Annotated in this window: 22 protein-coding genes; 1 reads left to right on the top strand and 21 read right to left on the bottom strand. The window is 60.6% G+C overall.

What is annotated here, in order from left to right; translation table 11 throughout:
• Nucleotides 1-13: 13 nt before the first annotated feature.
• The 21 genes from PHI30_RS01235 to PHI30_RS01135 all read right to left on the bottom strand — a co-directional run bounded on the left by PHI30_RS01235 (nt 14) and on the right by PHI30_RS01135 (nt 17,917).
• Nucleotides 14-1,138 carry an aminotransferase class V-fold PLP-dependent enzyme gene (locus tag PHI30_RS01235; RefSeq protein WP_300022798.1) on the bottom strand — a complete coding sequence of 375 codons (1,125 nt, stop codon included), beginning with the start codon at nt 1,136-1,138 and terminating at the stop codon, nt 14-16.
• Nucleotides 1,135-1,386 (bottom strand): DUF3343 domain-containing protein, encoded by a 252-nt coding sequence (locus PHI30_RS01230; protein WP_300022795.1) that lies wholly within the window; start codon nt 1,384-1,386, stop codon nt 1,135-1,137. The genes PHI30_RS01235 and PHI30_RS01230 overlap by 4 nt, the downstream gene beginning before the upstream one ends.
• An 81-nt stretch (nt 1,387-1,467) precedes the next feature.
• Complete coding sequence (gene ispF, locus PHI30_RS01225) at nt 1,468-1,953, bottom strand: 2-C-methyl-D-erythritol 2,4-cyclodiphosphate synthase (protein ID WP_300022792.1); 486 nt, start codon at nt 1,951-1,953, stop codon at nt 1,468-1,470.
• Entirely contained in the window at nt 1,950-2,681 is a 732-nt protein-coding gene (gene ispD / locus PHI30_RS01220; RefSeq protein ID WP_300022789.1) for a 2-C-methyl-D-erythritol 4-phosphate cytidylyltransferase, read from the bottom strand. Before ispD ends, ispF begins: the two co-directional genes overlap by 4 nt.
• Before the next feature lie 19 nt (nt 2,682-2,700).
• Complete coding sequence (locus PHI30_RS01215) at nt 2,701-3,192, bottom strand: CarD family transcriptional regulator (protein ID WP_300022786.1); 492 nt, start codon at nt 3,190-3,192, stop codon at nt 2,701-2,703.
• 212 nt (nt 3,193-3,404) lie between these two features.
• Nucleotides 3,405-4,751 (bottom strand): butyryl-CoA:acetate CoA-transferase, encoded by a 1,347-nt coding sequence (locus PHI30_RS01210; protein WP_300022782.1) that lies wholly within the window; start codon nt 4,749-4,751, stop codon nt 3,405-3,407.
• A gap of 226 nt (nt 4,752-4,977) precedes the next feature.
• Nucleotides 4,978-6,933 carry a bifunctional 4-hydroxy-3-methylbut-2-enyl diphosphate reductase/30S ribosomal protein S1 gene (locus PHI30_RS01205; RefSeq protein WP_300022779.1) on the bottom strand — a complete coding sequence of 652 codons (1,956 nt, stop codon included), beginning with the start codon at nt 6,931-6,933 and terminating at the stop codon, nt 4,978-4,980.
• Entirely contained in the window at nt 6,918-7,565 is a 648-nt protein-coding gene (locus tag PHI30_RS01200) for a 1-acyl-sn-glycerol-3-phosphate acyltransferase (RefSeq protein WP_300022776.1), read from the bottom strand. The genes PHI30_RS01205 and PHI30_RS01200 overlap by 16 nt, the downstream gene beginning before the upstream one ends.
• On the bottom strand, nt 7,562-8,254 hold the full coding sequence (gene cmk, locus PHI30_RS01195) for a (d)CMP kinase (protein ID WP_300022773.1): 693 nt from the start codon (nt 8,252-8,254) through the stop codon (nt 7,562-7,564). Before cmk ends, PHI30_RS01200 begins: the two co-directional genes overlap by 4 nt.
• Nucleotides 8,251-9,489, bottom strand: coding sequence for an NAD(P)/FAD-dependent oxidoreductase (locus tag PHI30_RS01190; protein ID WP_300022771.1), 1,239 nt, complete (start codon nt 9,487-9,489; stop codon nt 8,251-8,253). The genes cmk and PHI30_RS01190 overlap by 4 nt, the downstream gene beginning before the upstream one ends.
• On the bottom strand, nt 9,482-10,348 hold the full coding sequence (locus PHI30_RS01185; RefSeq protein ID WP_300022768.1) for a MurR/RpiR family transcriptional regulator: 867 nt from the start codon (nt 10,346-10,348) through the stop codon (nt 9,482-9,484). The genes PHI30_RS01190 and PHI30_RS01185 overlap by 8 nt, the downstream gene beginning before the upstream one ends.
• 157 nt (nt 10,349-10,505) lie before the next feature.
• On the bottom strand, nt 10,506-11,213 hold the full coding sequence (locus PHI30_RS01180) for a pseudouridine synthase (RefSeq protein WP_300022765.1): 708 nt from the start codon (nt 11,211-11,213) through the stop codon (nt 10,506-10,508).
• A 15-nt stretch (nt 11,214-11,228) separates the two neighbouring features.
• Entirely contained in the window at nt 11,229-12,317 is a 1,089-nt protein-coding gene (locus PHI30_RS01175) for a D-alanyl-D-alanine carboxypeptidase family protein (RefSeq protein WP_300022762.1), read from the bottom strand.
• 42 nt (nt 12,318-12,359) lie between these two features.
• Complete coding sequence (ytfJ, locus tag PHI30_RS01170; protein ID WP_300022759.1) at nt 12,360-12,758, bottom strand: GerW family sporulation protein; 399 nt, start codon at nt 12,756-12,758, stop codon at nt 12,360-12,362.
• Between the two features lie 17 nt (nt 12,759-12,775).
• Complete coding sequence (locus PHI30_RS01165; protein ID WP_300022757.1) at nt 12,776-13,450, bottom strand: DUF2953 domain-containing protein; 675 nt, start codon at nt 13,448-13,450, stop codon at nt 12,776-12,778.
• A 19-nt stretch (nt 13,451-13,469) separates the two neighbouring features.
• Nucleotides 13,470-14,111: an SMC-Scp complex subunit ScpB gene (gene scpB, locus PHI30_RS01160; RefSeq protein WP_300022754.1), complete on the bottom strand. Its 642-nt coding sequence runs from the start codon at nt 14,109-14,111 to the stop codon at nt 13,470-13,472.
• Nucleotides 14,112-14,125: 14 nt separating this feature from the next.
• Nucleotides 14,126-14,908, bottom strand: coding sequence for a segregation/condensation protein A (locus PHI30_RS01155; protein WP_300022751.1), 783 nt, complete (start codon nt 14,906-14,908; stop codon nt 14,126-14,128).
• 11 nt (nt 14,909-14,919) lie between these two features.
• A complete protein-coding gene (locus tag PHI30_RS01150; RefSeq protein ID WP_300022748.1) occupies nt 14,920-15,579 on the bottom strand; it encodes a site-2 protease family protein in 660 nt (219 codons plus the stop codon).
• A gap of 131 nt (nt 15,580-15,710) precedes the next feature.
• A complete protein-coding gene (gene tsf / locus PHI30_RS01145) occupies nt 15,711-16,628 on the bottom strand; it encodes a translation elongation factor Ts (protein ID WP_300022746.1) in 918 nt (305 codons plus the stop codon).
• A 53-nt stretch (nt 16,629-16,681) separates the two neighbouring features.
• Entirely contained in the window at nt 16,682-17,419 is a 738-nt protein-coding gene (gene rpsB, locus PHI30_RS01140) for a 30S ribosomal protein S2 (RefSeq protein WP_300022743.1), read from the bottom strand.
• 213 nt (nt 17,420-17,632) lie between these two features.
• The gene (locus tag PHI30_RS01135; RefSeq protein WP_300022740.1) at nt 17,633-17,917 is read right to left on the bottom strand and encodes a YlmC/YmxH family sporulation protein; all 285 of its coding nucleotides are present in this window, start codon (nt 17,915-17,917) and stop codon (nt 17,633-17,635) included.
• A gap of 139 nt (nt 17,918-18,056) precedes the next feature.
• Between PHI30_RS01135 and sigG the strand changes: the two genes are divergently transcribed.
• Nucleotides 18,057-18,827 carry an RNA polymerase sporulation sigma factor SigG gene (gene sigG / locus PHI30_RS01130; protein ID WP_300022737.1) on the top strand — a complete coding sequence of 257 codons (771 nt, stop codon included), beginning with the start codon at nt 18,057-18,059 and terminating at the stop codon, nt 18,825-18,827.
• Nucleotides 18,828-18,874 lie beyond the last annotated feature (47 nt).

Here is an 18,874-nt window from a genome sequence, read left to right as displayed (position 1 = left end):
CTGTTCAGAAAAATCAAGGAATCAGGCCCCGGAAAACCGTCAGAAAATGGTAGATTTCCTCCTGGGTATTGAAATCGGAAAAGCTCAGACGCACGGTGCCGGTATCCAGCGTCCCCGCGCTGCGGTGGGCCTGCGGCGCGCAGTGGAGTCCCGCGCGCACGGCGATCTCCTGCTGCGCCAGCGCATCCCCAATCTCCTCCACGTCCCGGCCCTCCACCGTAAAGGACAGCACGCCCGTCTGGTCCCGCAGTCCCGGCATGGCATAAACCCGTACCCCCGGCATGGCCCGCAGACTCTCCGCCGTCATCAGCGTCATCTGGCGCTCCTTCTGGCAGATGGCCTCCTCCCCCCGCTCCCGGACATAGCGCAACCCGGCAAGGAGTCCGGAGATCCCGGGCATGTTGTGAGTCCCGGCCTCCAGACGGTCGGGCAAAAAGTCCGGCATCTCCTGCTGCACGGAAAGGCTGCCGGTGCCGCCTTCCAGTAAGGTGTGGGTGGGGACGCCGTCCCCGCAGAGCAAAACGCCGGTGCCCTGGGGACCGTAGAGACCCTTGTGGCCCGGCATGGCGATAAAAGCCGCTCCCAGAGCGGCCATGTTCAGCGGAAGCACGCCTGCCGACTGAGAGGCGTCGATGATCAGCGGCACGCCTCGCTGGCGGCACAGCGCCGCAATGTCCTCCACCGGCTGGACGAAGCCGAACACATTGGAGACGTGGTTGCAGATCACCGCGTCCACACCGGGGACGATCAGTCGCTCAAAGGCGGCGGTGACCGCCTTGGGCTGGAACAGCGGCGCTTCCGCCACGGACACCTGCGCCCCCAGCGCCGCGAGCGGCCGGGTGACGGCGTTGTGCTCATAGCCGGAGATCACCGCCCGCCCGCCGGGCGGGACCAGACTTTTGATGGCGATATTCAGGGCGTGGGTGGCGTTCAGGGTGAACACCACCTGCTCGGGATTGGCAAGATGGAAATACTCCGCCAGCTCGCTGCGGCAGGCGAATGCGGTCTGGGCGGCCTTCATGGCGGCGTGGTGTCCTCCCCGGCCGGGAGAGCTCATGGTGGCAAGCGCTTCCTGCATGGCATCGGCCACGGCAGGCGGTTTTTGAAACGTCGTTGCCGCGCTGTCCAGGTAGATCACGGGCCCACCTCCCTGTAAACGCCGCGTTGATATAAAAATATTTGAACGGGGTCCAAGCGTTCCCCGTGAAGTGCGATCAGCGCCGACGTCAGATCGGAAACGGCAACGCGCACGATATAGGCGCAGCCAAGGTCCGTCAGATCTCGCGGCGCGCGAGAAATCTGGCAGCGAATACCCGCCCGGTCAAGCGCCTTCTGCATACGCTGGGCGTAGGTGACGGAGCGGGCAAGAATCAAATAGTGCTCCACAAACACTCCTCCTCTCTACCCATCTTATGGAGGCGAGCGGAAAAGGTGTGAAAAAAAAGACGCGCCGCCGCGCGTCCTTTCCTATCGGATTTTTTCCAGCAGCACTACCGCGTGGGCGGCCATGCCAAGGCCCTCCCCCGTGAAGCCGAGACCCTCTTCCGTGGTGGCTTTCACGTTCACGCACTGTGGGTCGATCCCTATGGCTGCCGCCAGATTTTCCGCCATTTGCTCTTTATACGGCCCGATCTTGGGCGCCTGCGCCAACAGCGTGGCGTCCAAATTGACCACGGCGAAGCCCTGCTCCCCCAGCAGCGCGCCCACTCTCGAGAGCAGCTTCAAGCTGGAGATACCGGCGTAGGCGGGGTCCGTATCCGGAAAGAGCCTGCCGATGTCCCCCAGTCTCGCCGCGCCCGCAAGGGCGTCCATCACGGCGTGGGTCAGCACGTCGGCGTCGGAATGGCCCAGAAGGCCCCGCTCCCACGCGATCTCCACCCCGCCGAGGATCAGCTTGCGCCCGGGCGTCAGGCGGTGGACGTCATAGCCCTGTCCAATGCGCAGATTCGTCATGCCCGTGTCTCCTCGCTCTCCAAAATCGCCGCCGCCAGCACCAGATCGATGGGCGTCGTGATCTTGAGATTGCGCTCCTCGCCCTCCACCAAAAACACCTGCTTGCCCAGCCGCTCCACGGCGGAGCAATCGTCTGTGACGGGGGCGTCTTTTTCCAGCGCGTCCTGCAAGGCGGCCTTCAGTAGACCCGCTTCAAACACCTGCGGCGTCTGCACCGCCCGCAGCGCGTCCCGCTCCAGCGTCTGGACCACCGCGCCATCCTGCCGTACCTGCTTCACCGTGTCCTTCACAGCCACGGCGGGGGCCGCCGCGCCGCAGTTGGCGGCGGCTGCGATGGTGCGGTCGATCAGCTCCGGCGTCACCAGCGGGCGGGCGCCGTCCTGCACGGCCAGAAGCGCCGTCTCCGGCGATGCCTCCAGCGCAGCCAGCAGCACGGAGTGGACCCGGTTTTTTCCGCCGCGGACGACCTTCGTGCACTTGGTAATACCGTAAAGCCGGCAAAGGCGGGAGATTTCCACCAGATCCTCTTCCCGCGTCGCCACAATGATCTCATCTACCAGCTCCGCCTGCTGGAGCGCCGTCAGTGTCCGCACCAGCACCGGCATATCGCCAAGCATTTCCAGCAGCTTGTTCACGCCGCCCATGCGGCTGGAGCTGCCCGCCGCCGCCACCAGTGCGGCGCAGCGGGGACTTTCCGCGCGCAGCCGCTTTTTCAGCCAGGTAAACATCGCTCAAGTTCCCTCCACATCACGATCCGGGAAGATCCATCATCGCCCGGTCCACCCGGGCCTCCACTTCGCCGTACTCCGCTTTTTCCGTCAATACGATCTCTGAGATCAAAATTTGCTTGGCATTATGGAGCATTTTGCGCTCCCCGGTGGATAACCCCCGCCGGCTCTCTCGGTGCATCAATGCCTTGACCACCCGCGCCACCTCGTAGAGGTCGCCGCTTTTGAGCCGCAGCATATTCTCCTGATAGCGCTTGTTCCAGTTGGCGTTGACCTCTACCGTCAAATCGGGAATGGCGGAGAGCAGCGACTCTGCCTCCGTTGGGGTGACGATCTCCCGCACGCCGATGACGTGGCTGTTGGTCACCGGGATCTTCAGCAGAAGTCCGCCGAGGGGCATCTTGAATACATAGTATTCCTGAACAGCCCCCGCGATGCGCTCTTGAACAATGCTATCGATGACGCCCGCGCCGTGCATGGGATGCACGACAAGATCTCCGACCTTGAACATGACACGCCCTTTCCCTTTCCGGTCCGCTGGGCAGGCACACGTTGCGGCCGCCCCCTCTTCTTGTAAAACAACATACGAATACAAATTTATTATAGGCTATTTCTCTCGTTTTTACAAGTGTTTTTTTGAAAAACGGCAACTTTGTTGTGGGAAATATGCAAAAAAAGGCGGACAGCAAGGTGCTGTCCGCCGGAAACGAAAAGGGCAGGCGCTTATTTTTTGTTGGAGCGGCGCCAGATGTGCATTTTCTCCGCCTGGGCGATCAGCTCCTCCCGGAACTGGGGGTGGGCAATGGAAATGAGGCCCTCCGCCCGCTCCCAGGCGGACTTGCCCTTGGCATTGAACTTGCCGTACTCCGTCACCAGCCAGTGGAGGTTGGTGCGGGTGGCCGTGACCACGCTGCCCTCCGCCAAAGTGGGGCGAATGCGGGAGTGGAGCTGCCCGGTCTTTTTGTCCAGCACGGTGGAGCTGCAGCAGATGAAGCTCTTGCCGCCCTTGGAGAGATACGCGCCCAGCACAAAGTCCTGCTGTCCGCCCGCGCCGGAGATGTGGTGGGTGCCGGAGGACTCGGAGGACACCTGCCCATAGAGGTCGATATCCACCGCGCCGTTGATGGAGATGAAGTTATCGATCTGGGAGACCCGGGCAATATCGTTCACATAACTCACCGGAGCCGCCATGCAGGCGGGGTTGTTGTCGAGGAAGTCGTAGAGCTTCTGGGTACCGGCGGCGAAGGCGTAGGTCTGGCGGTAGCGGTCAAAGGGCTTGCAGGCGCCAGTGACCTTTCCGGCGGCGGACATATCCACAAAGGCGTCCACGTACATCTCCGTGTGTACGCCCAGATCCTTCAAATCGCTCTCCGCGATCATCTTGCCGATGGTATTGGGCATGGAGCCGATGCCAAGCTGCAAGCAGGCCCCGTTGGGAATCTCGGGTACCACCAGATTGGCCACCGCCAGATCCACGTCCGAAGCCTCACCGGAGCCGCCCAGCGTGTCGATGGGGGGATTTTCGCCCTCCACGATCATGGCGACGTCGCTGATGTGGACGCAGTTTTCAAAGCCGCCAAGGCACACCGGCATGTTCCGGTTGACCTCCACGATGACGGTCTTGGCGCACTCGCACACCGCCTTGAGATGGGACCCGCCGGGGCCAAAGTTGAAAAAGCCATGGGCGTCCATGGGCGCCACCTGAAACATGGCGACATCCAGAGACTTGATGCAATCGCGGTAATAGCCGGGCAGCTCGGAATAGCGGATGGGCGCGTAGTAGGCAATGCCCTCGGAAATGGCTTTGCGCTCCACACCGCTCATGTGCCAGGAGTTCCAGGTGAAATGCTCCGCAGCGTTTGGCACATCGAAAATGGCGGGACGGTGGGTCAAAATGCCGCCCCGGACCTTCACGTCGGTCAGCTCCCCTGCCCGCTTTGCCAGCGCCCGGTCCAGCGCATTGGCAGTGCAGACGCTCCAGCCGTAGTCCAGCCACATGCCGGAATGCACGACCTTGACCGCCTCGTCGGCGGAGGTCAGCTTCTGCCGATATTCTTCCTGATAGCTCATGATGCTTCCTCCATTACGTTTCTATGTTCTCTCTTTTGAAGAGGCCTTCTCCTACCGGAATCCATGAAAAACCTTGCATTCGCCTCAGACGTCGCTTGCGTCATCATACTACGTAAATTCAGTATAGCATGCTGTTTTCTGAAATGCAATCGAAATCGTGAAAAAAATCACAAAATTTTGTGAAAAAAGAGACAGGCCGACAGCCTGTCTCTTTCAATGGCGGAACTTACTCCTCCACGAACTCCTCGCCTTCCTCGTCAGAGGTCAGCAGGGCGCGGATGGAGAGGGAGATCTTCTTCTTCTCCTCGTCGATGGCGGTGATCTTCGCGTCGACCATCTGGCCCTCGGACAAAACATCCTCAGGCTTCTCGATGCGGCGGTCGGCGATCTGGGAGATATGGATGAGGCCGTCCACGCCGGGGACCACTTCGGCAAAGGCGCCGAAGGTCATCAGCTTCACAATGCGGACGGAAACCACGTCGCCCACACCGTACTTGTCCATAAAGACGTCCCAGGGATCGATGCTGCGATCCTTCACGCCCAGAGAGATCTTGTGCTTTTCGGCATCAAAGGCGATGACGTACACTTCCATGGTATCGCCGACCTTGCAGACCTCGGAGGGGGTCTTGATACGGCTCCAGCTCAGCTCGGAGATATGTACCATACCGTCCACGCCGCCGATGTCCACGAACACGCCGTAAGAAGTCATGGACTTCACGGTGCCGGTGTAGTGCTTGCCGGCCTCGATGGAGGACCAGACCTGCTCCTGCGCGGCCTTGCGGGCCTCGTCCGCCACGGAGCGGATAGAGCCGACCACACGGCGGCGGGCGCGGTTGACCTCGGTAATGCGCAGCTGGACCTTCTGCTTGATCATGGAGGTGAGATCAGCGCCGCGGGGCTGACCGCTCTGGGAGGCGGGCACGAACACCCGGACGCCCTTGACGGAAACCACGATGCCGCCCTTGTTCTCCTCCGTGACGATACCCTCGAGAACAGTCTTGTCGTCCACAGCCTGCTCGATGTTCTCCCAGACCTTAATGGAGTCCAGACGCTTCTTGCTCAGCTCGGCGAAACCTTCCACGTCGTTGACGCGGACGATCACGGTCTCGATCTCGTCGCCGACCTTCACGATATCCTCGGGCTTCACGCCGGGGTCGTCGCTCAGCTCGCTCATCTTGATGTAAGCCGCCTGCTTGGCGCCCACGTCCACCTGCACCTCGGTCGGGGTGATGGCGGTCACGATGCCGGTTACCTTCTCTCCTGTATTTAAAGTTTTGAAAGACTGATTCAGCAGTTCCTCAAAGGATTCTTCTTTGACCTCGGCGGCCTTGATTTCTTCACTCATCGTTGCATATACCTCCTTAATGATGCCAGCAGGTGTGGAAGCACCGGCCGTAAGTCCCGCGACAAAACAACCGTCGAAAAAATCCGCAGAGAGCTCGTCCGCCTTCTCAATTTGAAAGACGCGGGAGCATCTTTGTCTGCAAATTTCCGTTAAATGTTTGGTGTTGGCGCTCTTACGGTCCCCCACCACAACCATCACGTCCACGTTTCCGGCAATCTCCGCCGCCTCCGTTTGACGCTTATGCGTAGCATTGCATATTGTATCAAAGATTTTGACGTTTGTACACTCTTTTTTTAAGATTTTTGAAGAAGTTTCAAAAAGTTCACGAATGCAGGTGGTCTGGGCAACCACCGTCAGCGGCGCGCCCCGATCCCCGCCTTTGGCAAGCCACGCGCGCACCGCCTCCGGCCCGTCAAATACCAGTGGATGCAGGCACCAGCTGGCCACGCCCACCACCTCCGGATGCTCCATCTCGCCGATGATGACGGGGCGGCGTCCCTCCTGCTCCGCCTGCGCCACCAGCTTCTGGATGCGGCAGACGTTGGGACAGGTGGCGTTGACGCAGGCAACGCCCCGGGCGGCAAGACCGTCCAGCACGCTTTTCACTTCCCCGTGGGAGCGGATGACCACCGTGTCCCCCGGCTGCAAAGCGTCCGCGTCCGCCGTTTTGCGGATGCCCTGCCGGGCCAGTTCCTGCACCACGTGGGCGTTGTGAATGAGATCGCCCAGCATCCAGCACCCGCCGGTGTGGGCGGCGGTTTCCTCCGCCAGCTCCACCGCCCGCTGCACGCCGTAGCAAAACCCGGCGCTCTTGGCCAAAATCACGCCTTCGGACATAGCGCTTTTCCTCCCACGGCCTGTCCGCCCAAGGCGTAGGCCGACTCTAAAAGGTCGTCGGCGATCTTCTGCATCTCCTCCGCCGTGCCGTGGCGCCCGGTGTAAACGGGCTGATAGGGCTTGCCGAAGATGATGCGGGTCCGGTGAAAGAGCTTCTTCTCCCCGTCCACGAACACCGGCACCAAAATCGCCCCGGTGCGCACGCCGATCATGGCGACGCCGCCCTTGGCGTGGGCGGGCAGACCGTCCGCGCAGCCGATGCCGCCCCGGATCACCGTGCCCTCCGGAAAGATCAGCAGGTTGTCCCCGGCCTTGACGGCCTGAATGGCGGTCTTGACGGACTGGATATCGTTGCTGCCCCGGCTGACGGGAAACGCGCCGACCTTGGAAAGGAGCCACCCCAAAAGCCGGTTGCGGAACAGCTCCTCCTTGGCCATGATGTGCAGCCGGTAATTCACCGGCAGACGCAGCGCCACCAGAATGGGGTCCCAGTTGCTGGCGTGGTTGGGGCACAGCAAGACGCCGCTTTTGGGCAGGTCCTCCATCCCCTCCACGGTGGTGGGGTGCAAAACGGCGGAGACGAAGCCCACCACATAATAGATAAACACAAACAGCGGGTTGAATGGTTTCATGCCGGTATCCTCTCTTTGATGATGCGCAAAAGCGCCTCTTCGCTCTGCCGGAAGGAAAGCCCGGTGGTGTCCAGCGCCACGGCGTCCTCCGCCTGGCGCAGCGGCGCGGCGGCGCGGTGGGTGTCGTTCCAGTCCCGCTCCCCGATCTCCCGAAGGATTGTCTCAAAGGACTGGGGCGTTCCCCGCTCCTCTAATTCCAGCATCCGGCGGCGGGCGCGCTCCTCCGGCGACGCGGTGAGAAACACCTTCACATCCGCCTCCGGCAGCACCACGGTGCCGATGTCCCGTCCGTCCATCACCACGTTATTCTCCCGGGCCAGCCGGCGCTGCATCTCCAAGAGATATGCCCGTACGCCGGGGTGGGCCGACACCGCCGAAGCGCAAAGGGACATCTCCGGCAGGCGAATCTCCTCCGTCACGTCTCGGCCACGGAGCAGCATGTGCTGCAAGCCGTCCGCGCCGTAGGTGATCTCCAGACGCAGCCTTGGCAGCGCCGCGAGCACCGCCGCTTCATCCTTGGGGTCGATGCGGTTTTCCCGGGTAAAGCAGCCGATGGTGCGGTAGATGGCCCCGGTATCCACATAGAGATAGCCCAGCGTCTTGGCAATGCTGCGGGCCAGCGTGCTCTTGCCCGCGCCGGAGGGGCCGTCGATGGCGATGGCTTTCATAGCATGGTTCTCTCCTGTCATAACGTATCCTCCTCCGCTGCGGCCAGGCCCGCCGCCCGGCCGGTGGCCCAGGCGATTTGCAGGTTGAAGCCGCCGGTGTAGGCGTCTGTATCGATCAGTTCTCCTGCAAAGTATAGTCCCTTTACAAGCTTTGATTCCATAGTGGTTGGGTTAATTTCGCTGATTTTGATGCCGCCGGAGGTGACAATGGCGTCCGTCACCGGGCAGGGGCCTGCCACCTCGATGGGGAAGTGCTTCAAAAGCACCAAGAGGGTGTGGCGCTGCTCTCGCGTCAGCTCGTGGACCTTCTGATGGGGCGGAATCCCCGTCAGCTCCACCAGCACGGGGATGATCTTCTGGGGCAGCAGATCGTTCAACGCGTTGTCAAAATCGGAGTTGGCGTATTTTCCAAAGTCCGAAAGCAGCCGCCGATCCAGTGTCTGTTCGTCCAGCGCGGGCTTCAAATCGATTTCCAGCCGGTAGTCCTTCTGGTCGAAGCGGCGCATGTGAGCGGAGGCGGAGAGCACCAGCGGACCGCTGACACCGAAGTGGGTGAAGAGCAGCTCTCCGAAATCGGAGTGAATCTTCTTCCCGTTCTCCAGCACCGTCAGCTCCACGTTGCGCAGGCTCAGCCCCTGCATCCGGGCGCACAGGTTCCCCTTTTCCCGCAGGGGCACCAGCGAGCCCCGCAGCGGCGTGACGGTGTGACCCAAGTCGGCAGCCATGCGGTGTCCCTCTCCGGTGGAGCCGGTGGCGGGATAGGAAACGCCCCCGGTGGCGAGAATGACGGCGTCGGCCGGGTATTTTCCCCGGTCCCCTGTCACGCCGCAAACGCGCCCCTCCGCCGTGTCCACGCGAAGCGCCCGGTCCCGGACCAGCTTCACCTTCAGCCCCCGCAGCCGCTTTTCCAGCGCGCCGCTGACGTCAAAGGACCGGTCGCTGACGGGAAACACCCGGTTGCCCCGCTCTGTCTTGAGGGGCACGCCAAGGGCTTCAAAAAAAGCCATGGCGTCCCGCCCGTCAAAGCGGGAAAAGGCGCTGTAAAGGAATTTGGCATTCCGGGGTACGTTGGATAAAAGCGTCTCCCGGTCGGCGTTGTTGGTCACATTGCAGCGGCCCTTTCCGGTAATATTCAGTTTTTTGCCCAGTCGCTCGCCGGGCTCCAGCAGCGTCACCGCGGCGCCCCGCTCCGCCGCGCAGATGGCGGCCATCATACCGGCGGCTCCGCCGCCCACAATTGTTATTTTTTTATTCATCGTCCATCTTTCCAAATACACCGTATTCATTCCAAATATCTTCCAGCTGGGCAAACGTGCTGGATACGTCCGCGCCCTTGTTGGCAGCCAGTGCCACCAGCAGCGCGTTCATGAGAGACAGCGGGGCCACCATGGAGTCCACAAAGGAGATCATCTCGCAGGGCGCCAGCAGCGCCGCGTCGGACATCTGATAGACCGGAGAAAGCTCGTTGTCCGTGACGGCGATGATGGAAGCGCCCCGGTCCTGGGCAAATTTCACCGTGTTCACGGTGACCCGGGAATACCGGGGGAAGCTGATGGCGATCATCACATCCTCCGGCCCGATGCGAAAGAGCTGCTCCAAAATCTCTCCCGCCGCGCTGGACTGCACCATCGTCACGTTTTCAAACAGCAGATGCATGTAAAAATTCAGATAGCCCGCCACAAAGGTGGAGGAGCGCACGCCCAAAATGTAGATATGGCGGGCATTTTGAATCCGCTGCACCACATCGTCGAAGGCCTTCCGGTCGGCGTCCGCCGCCACCTCCCGCAGCTTTTCCATGTCCGAATGGAGCACCGCGCCCAGCACGTCCTGCCGGTCAAACAGCTCCCCCGCCGCCTTGATGCGCTGGGTGGACGTGAGGCGGCTGCGAATGATCTCCTGCAGCGCCCGCTGCATACTGGGATACCCGTCGTAGCCCAGCTCCGAGGCAAAGCGCACCACCGTGGATTCGCTCACGCCCACCAGCGTTCCCAGCTTGCTGGCGGTCATAAAGGCGGCTTTGTCGTAATTTTCCAGCATGTAGGCGGCGATCCGCTTTTGTCCCTTGGAAAAACTGCTCATGCTGCTTTCAATGCTATGTAAAATATTCTTCGCCACGGTCTTTCCCTCCGTGATTTCCGTATCCGGGCACTTGGGTCCCGGCGTTTTTCGTCCTGCCGTATTGTAACACAAAACCCGTCTAATTCAAACAAAATTTGCAGGATTTTTTTTGAAACTTGCAAAAAAAGGAACGCGGCACCATTCCGCGCTCCTTTTATGCGTTTTTCAGGGCCGCAATCTCTTCCTGCGTCAGCCGTCGCCACTTGCCACACGGCAGGTCGCCCAGCTCCAGCGAGTGTTCCCTCACCCGCCGCAGCCGCTTCACCGTCAGATCGCAGGCGGCGCACATCCGGCGGATCTGGCGGTTTTTCCCCTCGTGGATGGTGATTTCCAGCTCCGCCGCCTGCGCTGTGCCCTGCACCAGCAGCACCTGGGCGGGACGGATGGTCTCCCCCTCCAGCTCCCGCACGGCGGCCAGTCGCTGCGCGGCCCCAATCACCGGTCCCCGGACCGACACGCGATAGGTCTTTTCGATCTCCCCCCGGGGATGGAGCAGATGCTGCATCAGCTCGCCGTCGTTGGTCATCACCAGCAGCCCCTCCGAATCCAGATCCAGCCGCCCCGCGGGAAACACCCGCGCGCCGCAGTCCGCCGTCAGGTCCGCCACGGTCTGCCGCCCCCGCTCGTCAGAGAGGGTGGTGACATAGCCCCGGGGCTTATTTAAAAGCAAATAGACAGGCTCCGCCCGCTGGCGCAGCGGTTTGCCGTCCACCAAAATCTCATCCCGGCTTGGATCGGCCCGCCCGCCCAAAAGGGCGATCTCGCCGTTCACCGTCACGCGGCCGGACTGAATGTACGTCTCCGCCGCTCTGCGGGAACAGACCCCGGCGGCGGAGAGTAATTTTTGCAAGCGTTCTTCCATCATTTCACCCTTTAATCAAAAGAGGCCCCGTTTCAGCGTTTCCAGGGCAGTGTCCACCACCGGCAGCACCGTTTCGCCGCACAGCAGCTCCACGCGCCCCACTTCTTTCCCGTTCACCTCAAATACCGCCCTGCCCACCTTGGTGCCGGCGCTTACCGGTGCGGTGAGCGATTGATCCAGCTCCACCCGGGTGCTGAGCGTTTCTCCCTGCCCGAGGGGCCATGCAAAGCTGTCCGCCGCCACCAGCGGCGCCGTGGCGCTCATGCCGCCCTCTACCGCAACCCGCTGCACCACCTGCCCCAAAACCGCCCCCTGCTTGGCAGGATACGCGGAAAACCCGTAGTCAAAGAGGCTCTGGTGGTCGGCCCAGTCGTTGCCGTCTTGCAGCGTCACCGCCACCAGACGCTGCCCGTTCCGCTCCGCGCAGCTCACCAGCGTCCGCCCGGCGGAGCGCGTGTACCCGGTTTTCAGACCCAGGCAGCCGTTCACGGAGGAAAGGAGCTTATTGTGGTTGGTCATGGTGCGCCCGCCGATGCTTACGCTCCGGGTGGACGCAATGCGCATCAGCGTTTCGTTCTCCACCGCCGCCTGCGCAAGCCGGGCCATGTCCCGGGCGGTGGAGTAGTGGTTTTCATCGTCCAGCCCGTTGGGATTGGCGAAGGAGGAGCTGGCCATGCCCAAATCCCGGGCGGTTTCGTTCATCATCTTCACAAAGCCTTCCTGACTGCCGCCCACATGGTCCGCGATGGCCACCGCCGCGTCGTTGCCGGAGCACAGCAGCAGCCCGTAGAGCAGCGTCTCCAGCGTCACCTGCTCCCCCTCCTGCAAGTACATGGAGGAGCCCTCTGTCAGCATGACCTCCCGCTTGATGGTCACCACGTCCGAGAGGTTCCCCTCCCGGATTGCCACCAGCGCCGTTAAGATTTTGGTGGTGCTGGCGATCAGCATTTTGGCGTCCGCGTTTTGCTCGTACAGCACCCTTCCGCTGTCCACATCCATCAAAATGGCGGAGGTCGCAGAGGTACTCACCGCCTCAACCTGACAAGTTAAAATACTAAACAGCAGAAGAGCCACCAGCAAAAAGCGGCGGATTCGTCTGAACACACCATCACCTCGTTTGTTTACAGTGATGGTAGTATACCCCTGTCACTCGAATTCTTTTGCTTCCTTTTTGTCGAAATATTTTTCCACTTTATCCATGATATCGGGAACCATTTCCACCACACGGTCCATGGTGGACACCGGCGGAACCGCCACCGGCAGTACGCGGGTCGTGCCGTCCTTGATGATGAGGAACGCCACCGGGTCGATTTTCACGCCTGCGGCAGTGCCGCCGCCAAAATTTTCCTTGGGCGTTTTGCCGTAATCGCCGCCACCGCCGCCAAAGCCGAAGCTGACCTTGGAAATGGGGATCAGCGTCACGCCGTCGGGCGTGGTGATGGGCTGGCCGACGATGGTGTTGGTATCCACCATCTCCCGCACCTTCTCCATCGCGGTACGCATCATGTCGTTCAGGGAATTCTTTTTCTCCGTGGGAGTTTCCATGTATCGCTCATCCTTTCTCATGCCGCCGCAGGCGTGCCCTGTTCGCCGCCCTTGGCGGCAGTCGGCGTTTCTTTTTGTCGTTTTTGAAGGCGCAGCAGCAGCCGCAGCGCCGGTATGCCCATGGTAAAGCCGATGGCAAGCAGCGTTCCAATCCGAATGGAGACTGCCGCCGTGCCCTCCACCACGGTTTTGGGGGAATCGAAATCCACCCCGATATGGATATGTGGGTCCGGAATCACCAGCAGCTGTTCCAGCGTCGGCATCCCCGTCCAAACGATGGCGTGGAGCGCGCCGTACCACTCCGCTGCGGCAGCCGGGTCCTCCCCACCGCCAACGCACACGGAAAGTTCCAGCGGCTTTACGCGGATGCCTCGCCGGGTACGGCTCAGCGCCCGGCGAAGCGGCGGCCACAGGAGACGCCACGCTTCCCGGAGATCGGAAAGCGTGAGCTTGGGCAGCACCCGCTTCACTTCTTTTTCGGCAGCTGCAGCCATTTCATGGGCCGCCTCTTTCGTTTTCTTTGCGTCCTTTTTTGCTTCTTTTTCTCCAACCGGGAAAACGCGGATGTGGAACAGACTCACGGTCAGGTCCACCAGCGCCGTTCCCGGCGAAAAGACAGCCTGTATCCCAAGCCGCGTGCGGCAAAGGACGATCAGCAGCGCCGCTACTGCGGCTAAAATCCACCAGAGCAACCCTCGACGCCCCCCTCTCTTATTCCACCGCGCACGGTTCCTCCCCGGGAAGGACGGCATCCTCCGGCGCATCCGCGCCGGAAACCTCGCTGCCGTCCGTGGGGTCCACCACCCGGCCCTCCTCGTTCAAACGCATCTGCCCGTCGCCGCCAAGGTCCGGCATTTCCGGCAGATCCTCCAGACTGGTAAGGTGGAAGGCGCGCAGAAACTGCTTCGTGGTGCGGTACAGGTGGGGCCGCCCCGGGACCTGCAGCCGCCCGCACTCCTCGATGAGCTTTCGCTCTTGCAAAAGGCCCATGGTGTAGGCGCTGTCCACGCCCCGGATCTGGTCCACATAGGCCCGGGTGGTGGGCTGGTAATAGGCGATGATGGTAAGGACCTCCAGCGCGGGCTGACTGAGCTTGGCGCTTTTTCGGATCTCAAAGGCTTTGCGGATGACGTCCCCATAGTCCGGCGCGGAGCAAAGCTGCCAGCTGTCCTCTATGTGCAAAAGGCGGATGCCCCGCCGCTCATAGGCGTAATAGTCCATCAATCGCTGGAGCACCTGCTCCACGGTGGGGCGGTCCATGTCCAGCGCAATGCAGATGCGCTCCGTCTGGACCGGCTCGCCCGACGCGAAGAGGATGCCCTCCACGGCGGCTTCGATCTCCTTCATCTCCATGGATTCCATCCTCCTTAAAGTCTCAGATTTTCCGGCGCCTCGCCGTCTTGCCGGACGGTGCAGTCCGTCTCGGACCCCGCCAGATGCAGCACGTTGGCACGGCAAAGCTCCAGCACGGCGAGGAAGGTGGCCACCACCTCGCTGCGGCTGCGATTTCCGCGAAAGAGCAGTAAAAAGCGGGTGATGCCGTGCTCTCGCAGGCGCTGCAAAATTTCCCGGGCCTTGTTTTCCACGGGATACGGCTCATGCCGCACAATTTTTTCAAACGCGGCGGCCGGCGGCGGCAGCACCCGTTCCGATCGGTTTTGCACCTCCGCCATGGCCAGCAGCAGGTCTGCCGGGGTCTGGCTGTACTCGTAAATTTTCCCCCGCTCCATGGGCTCTGGGTTCCGGGTGACGATGTTGCGCCCAAACTCCCCCATGGGGGCAAGGCGCACCGCCATGGCCTTCACCCGCACATAGCTTTCGTTTCTGCGCCGCTCCTCCAGTGACTGGATGAGGGCGTCCATCTCGCTTTTGGCCTCCTCGTCCTCGATGGAAAGGAGCATCCGGGTCTTGATATAGACCAGCTGGGAGGCCATGGTCACAAACTCGCTGGCGACGTCCAAATCCATTTTCTGCCGCCGTTCCAGCCACTGGAGATACTGGTCGCAAATGAGCGAGATGGAGATATCCTGAATCTCCATCTTATTCTTCCCCAGCAAAAACAAAATCAGGTCCAGCGGGCCTTCAAAGTCCTGCATCTCCTCCGAACGGGAGCGGACCACCTTTTCCAGTTTGAATACGGGGTTTTTCAAAAGCGTCCACCTCAATAAAACAAGTTGAGCAAAGCGCTGAACACGGCGAAAATCGCATTGCTGATAAAGCCGCCCATAAAGCCAAACCAGGAAAGCGCCAGCAGCACCAGCATCCCGTAGCGCTCATAGCGCATCAGCGTGACGTAGGCCCCGTCCGGCAAAAGCACCGCCAGCACCTTAGACCCGTCCAGCGGCGGAATGGGGACGAGGTTAAAAAGGCCCAGACCCACAGAAAGCGGGGCTACCGTGTAAAGGCAGAACTCAAAAAGTCCGTTCCAAAAGACATTGTAAGGGGCGTAAAGGTAAATCACCTTACTGATTGCAATGGCCAACAGCGCAAGCAACAGGTTGGAAACGGGGCCTGCCAGTGCGGTGAGCGCCATTCCCTGCTTAGGTTTTCGGAAATAGCGGGGGTCCACCGGCACAGGCTTTGCCCAGCCGAAGCCCGCCACAAACATCATCGCAAGGCCAAACCAGTCAATGTGGCGCAGGGGGTTCAGGCTCAGGCGATGCATGGACTTGGCGGTGGGGTCGCCCAGCGCGTAGGCCGCAAGGCCATGGCAGGTCTCGTGGACCGTCAGGCACAGGAAAATGGCGGCCACCCGCAGCGCAGCCGCGCCCATGGAGGCAAAGTCCATTGCGTTGTATAGAGTTTGCAGTTGATGCAGCATCATGCACTCCCCTCGGAAACGTTCAAAAAGATAGGATGATTATACCAGTTTCCAACACAAAATACAAGGAAGAAGCATGAAAAAGGGCAGACGCTTGCGCGTCTGCCCTTCCTCTTTGCAATTTTTGAAAATCAGCCCTTCACCATCGCGGCAATTTCCTCCGCGAAGTTCTCCTGCTTCTTCTCAATGCCCTCGCCCTTTTCAAAACGCACAGCGTTCTTGAAGGTGATGGCGCCGCCCAGGCTCTTGGCGGTGGCGGCGATATACTGCTCGACGGACATGGAATTGTCCTTCACGAACTCCTGCTGGAGCAGGCAGTTTTCCGCATAGAACTTGTTCAGCTTGCCCATGACGATCTTCTCACGCACCTGCTCGGGCTTGGAAGCCATCTTGGGGTCGTTTTCCATCTGGACCATCATGATCTTCTTCTCTTCGTCCAGCACGTCCTGCGTGACCTGAGACTTGTCCAGGAAGCGGGGATTCAAAGCGGCGATCTGCATGGCGACGTCCTTGCCCACCGCTTCCACCTGCTCGGCGGAAAGGGCGGTATCCAGCTCCACCAGCACGCCGATCTTGCCGCCGGCGTGCACGTAGGGCACGCTGACGCCATCGGCAAAGCGGGCAAAGCGGCGGACCTTGATGTTCTCGCCGATGACGAGGACCATCTCCTGCTGCTGCTGGGTGACGGTCATGTCGCTGCCTTCGTACTTGCACTCCATCAAAGCGTCCAGATCAGCGGGATTCTGCTTGGCGACGGTCGCGGCCACGCCCTTGACAAAATCCACGAACTTCTCGTTCTTGCCGACGAAGTCGGTCTCGGCATTGACCTCGATCACGACGCCAACGCCGTCCACCACGGTGGCGAGGGCCATGCCCTCGGCGGCGATGCGGCCGGCCTTCTTCGCGGAAGCGGCCATGCCCTTTTCGCGCAGCCACTCCACGGCCTTATCCATATCGCCCTCAGACGCGGTCAGCGCCTTCTTGCAATCCATCATGCCAACGCCGGTCATTTCGCGCAGGTTTTTTACATCAGCTGCGGTAAAAGCCATTTTTTCTTTCCTCCAGTATCTTGTATCGGAGCGTATGCTCCCACAGAATCAAATTATTGAGCGTCCTCGGCCTTTTCGGCGGCGGCATCCTCGATCTGCTCGCCCTGCTTGCCCTCCAGCATCGCGTTTGCCATGATGGAAGAGATCAGCTTGATGGCGCGGATGGCGTCGTCATTGCCGGGGATGACGTAATCGATCTCGTCGGGATCGCAGTTGGTATCGGCGATAGCCACCACGGGAATACCCAGCTTGTGGGCCTCGGCGATGGCGTTGCGCTCCTTGCGGGTATCGACGATGAACAGTGCGCCGGGGAGCTTCTTCATATCCTTCACGCCGCCCAGATACTTCTCCAGCTTCTCGATCTCGCCCAGGTGCTTCATGACTTCCTTCTTGGGGAGCATATCGAAGGTGCCGTCGGTCTGCATGGTCTTGAGCTGATTGAGCCGGTCCACGCGGGTGCGCATGGTCTTGAAGTTGGTCATCATGCCGCCCAGCCAGCGGGCGTTCACATAGTACTGACCGCAGCGGGCAGCCTCTTCGCGGATGGCGTCCTGCGCCTGCTTCTTGGTGCCGACGAACAGCAGGGACTGGCCACTCTCGGAGAGCTGACGGACGAAGTTATAAGCCTCTTCCAGCTTCCGGACGGTCTTTTGCAGGTCCACGATATAGATGCCGTTGCGCTCGGTGTAGATATAGGGAGCCATCTTGGGGTTCCAGCGGCGGGTCTGATGACCGAAGTGGACGCCTGCTTCCAGCAGGGCTTTCATGGATACAACGTTAGAATTTGCCATAGTGTTGAGTTCCTCCAAATCAAATTTAGTTTTACCTCCGGCGGTTTCGCCCCTTTTGCCAACCTCTATCGAGGCACAGACAAAAAGTCCACACGCCGTGCGGATTGCTGAAATATAATAACACAACTTCCCTTGCCATTGCAAGTATTTTTTCCAAAAAATGCGTAAAATTTTCATAGATTCCCGCAATATTTTAGGAATTTACCGCTTTGTTCAGAATTTTCTTCGCCGTTTCCGGTCCACAGCCGGCTCCCGCCGCTGAAACGGCTTGTCGATGAGGATGATATCGTCCCCGATGCGCTGGATGCACTCCCACGGAATGTAAAATTCCTCTCCTCTGCCGAATAGGCCGAAAAAGCGGTAGGGCCCGTAGACCACGATGGCGGCCACCTGCCCTTCCGGCACCCGCACATCCACGTCCCCCACAAAGCCCAGGCGGCAGCCGTCACAGATGTTGATGACCTCTTTACAACGAAGGTCCCGGATCCTGCACTGCATAAACACCCCTCCTGCGGCCACTCTATGCGCCCGTGAGACTGTCCTATGCGCCCAGAATGCGACAAAAGCTTCCAGTATAGGAAAATTCGTCTGCGGCAATACTGATTTGGAAGTTTCAAACGGTCAGGGGGCGGTTTTTATGCAGGGCAAAGTCGAAATCGCGGGGGTCAACACAGCCAAACTGAAGGTCCTGAAAAACGAGGAGACCATGGCGCTTCTGCGCCGGACCAAGGAGGGCGATCAGGTGGCGCGCCGAGAGCTGATCGAGGGCAATTTGCGTCTCGTGCTCTCCGTCATCCAGCGTTTTTCCAGCCGGGGCGAAAACGCCGACGACCTCTTTCAGGTCGGCTGCGTGGGTCTCATCAAAGCCATCGACAATTTTGATATCAACCAGCCGGTCCGCTTTTCCACCTACGGCGTACCCATGATCATCGGCGAGATCCGGCGCTACCTCCGGGACAACAGCGCCATCCGGGTCTCCCGCAGCATGCGGGACACCGCCTACCGCATTCTGCAAGCCCGGGACCGTCTCATTGCCGAGACCCAGCGGGAGCCGACCGTGGAGCAGATCGCAAAGGAGCTGGGCATTCCCCGGGAGGAGGTGGTGTTCGCCATGGACGCCATCGTGGACCCCGTCTCCCTCTATGAGCCGGTCTACTCCGACGGCGGAGACGCCATCTGCGTGATGGACCAGGTCCGGGACACCAAGAATACGGACGAGACGTGGACCGAGCGCATCGCCCTCAAGGACGCGCTGGAGCTGCTGGACGACCGGGAGCGGCGCATCCTCTCGCTGCGGTTTTACGAGGGAAAGACCCAGATGGAGGTCTCCGAGGAGGTGGGCATCTCCCAGGCGCAGGTGTCCCGCCTTGAAAAGGGCGCCATCAACACCATTAAGAAGCACATCTGAGACGAAGGCTTTTCACCGTTTGGCAAAGGCGCTTTTGCGCAAAACCC

It is taken from the genome of Oscillibacter sp. (genome assembly GCF_028693505.1).
GTDB lineage: Bacteria > Bacillota > Clostridia > Oscillospirales > Oscillospiraceae > Oscillibacter.
The sequence above is the reverse complement of the archived record's forward strand: the minus strand, read 5'-3'. Positions and strand labels throughout refer to the sequence as shown.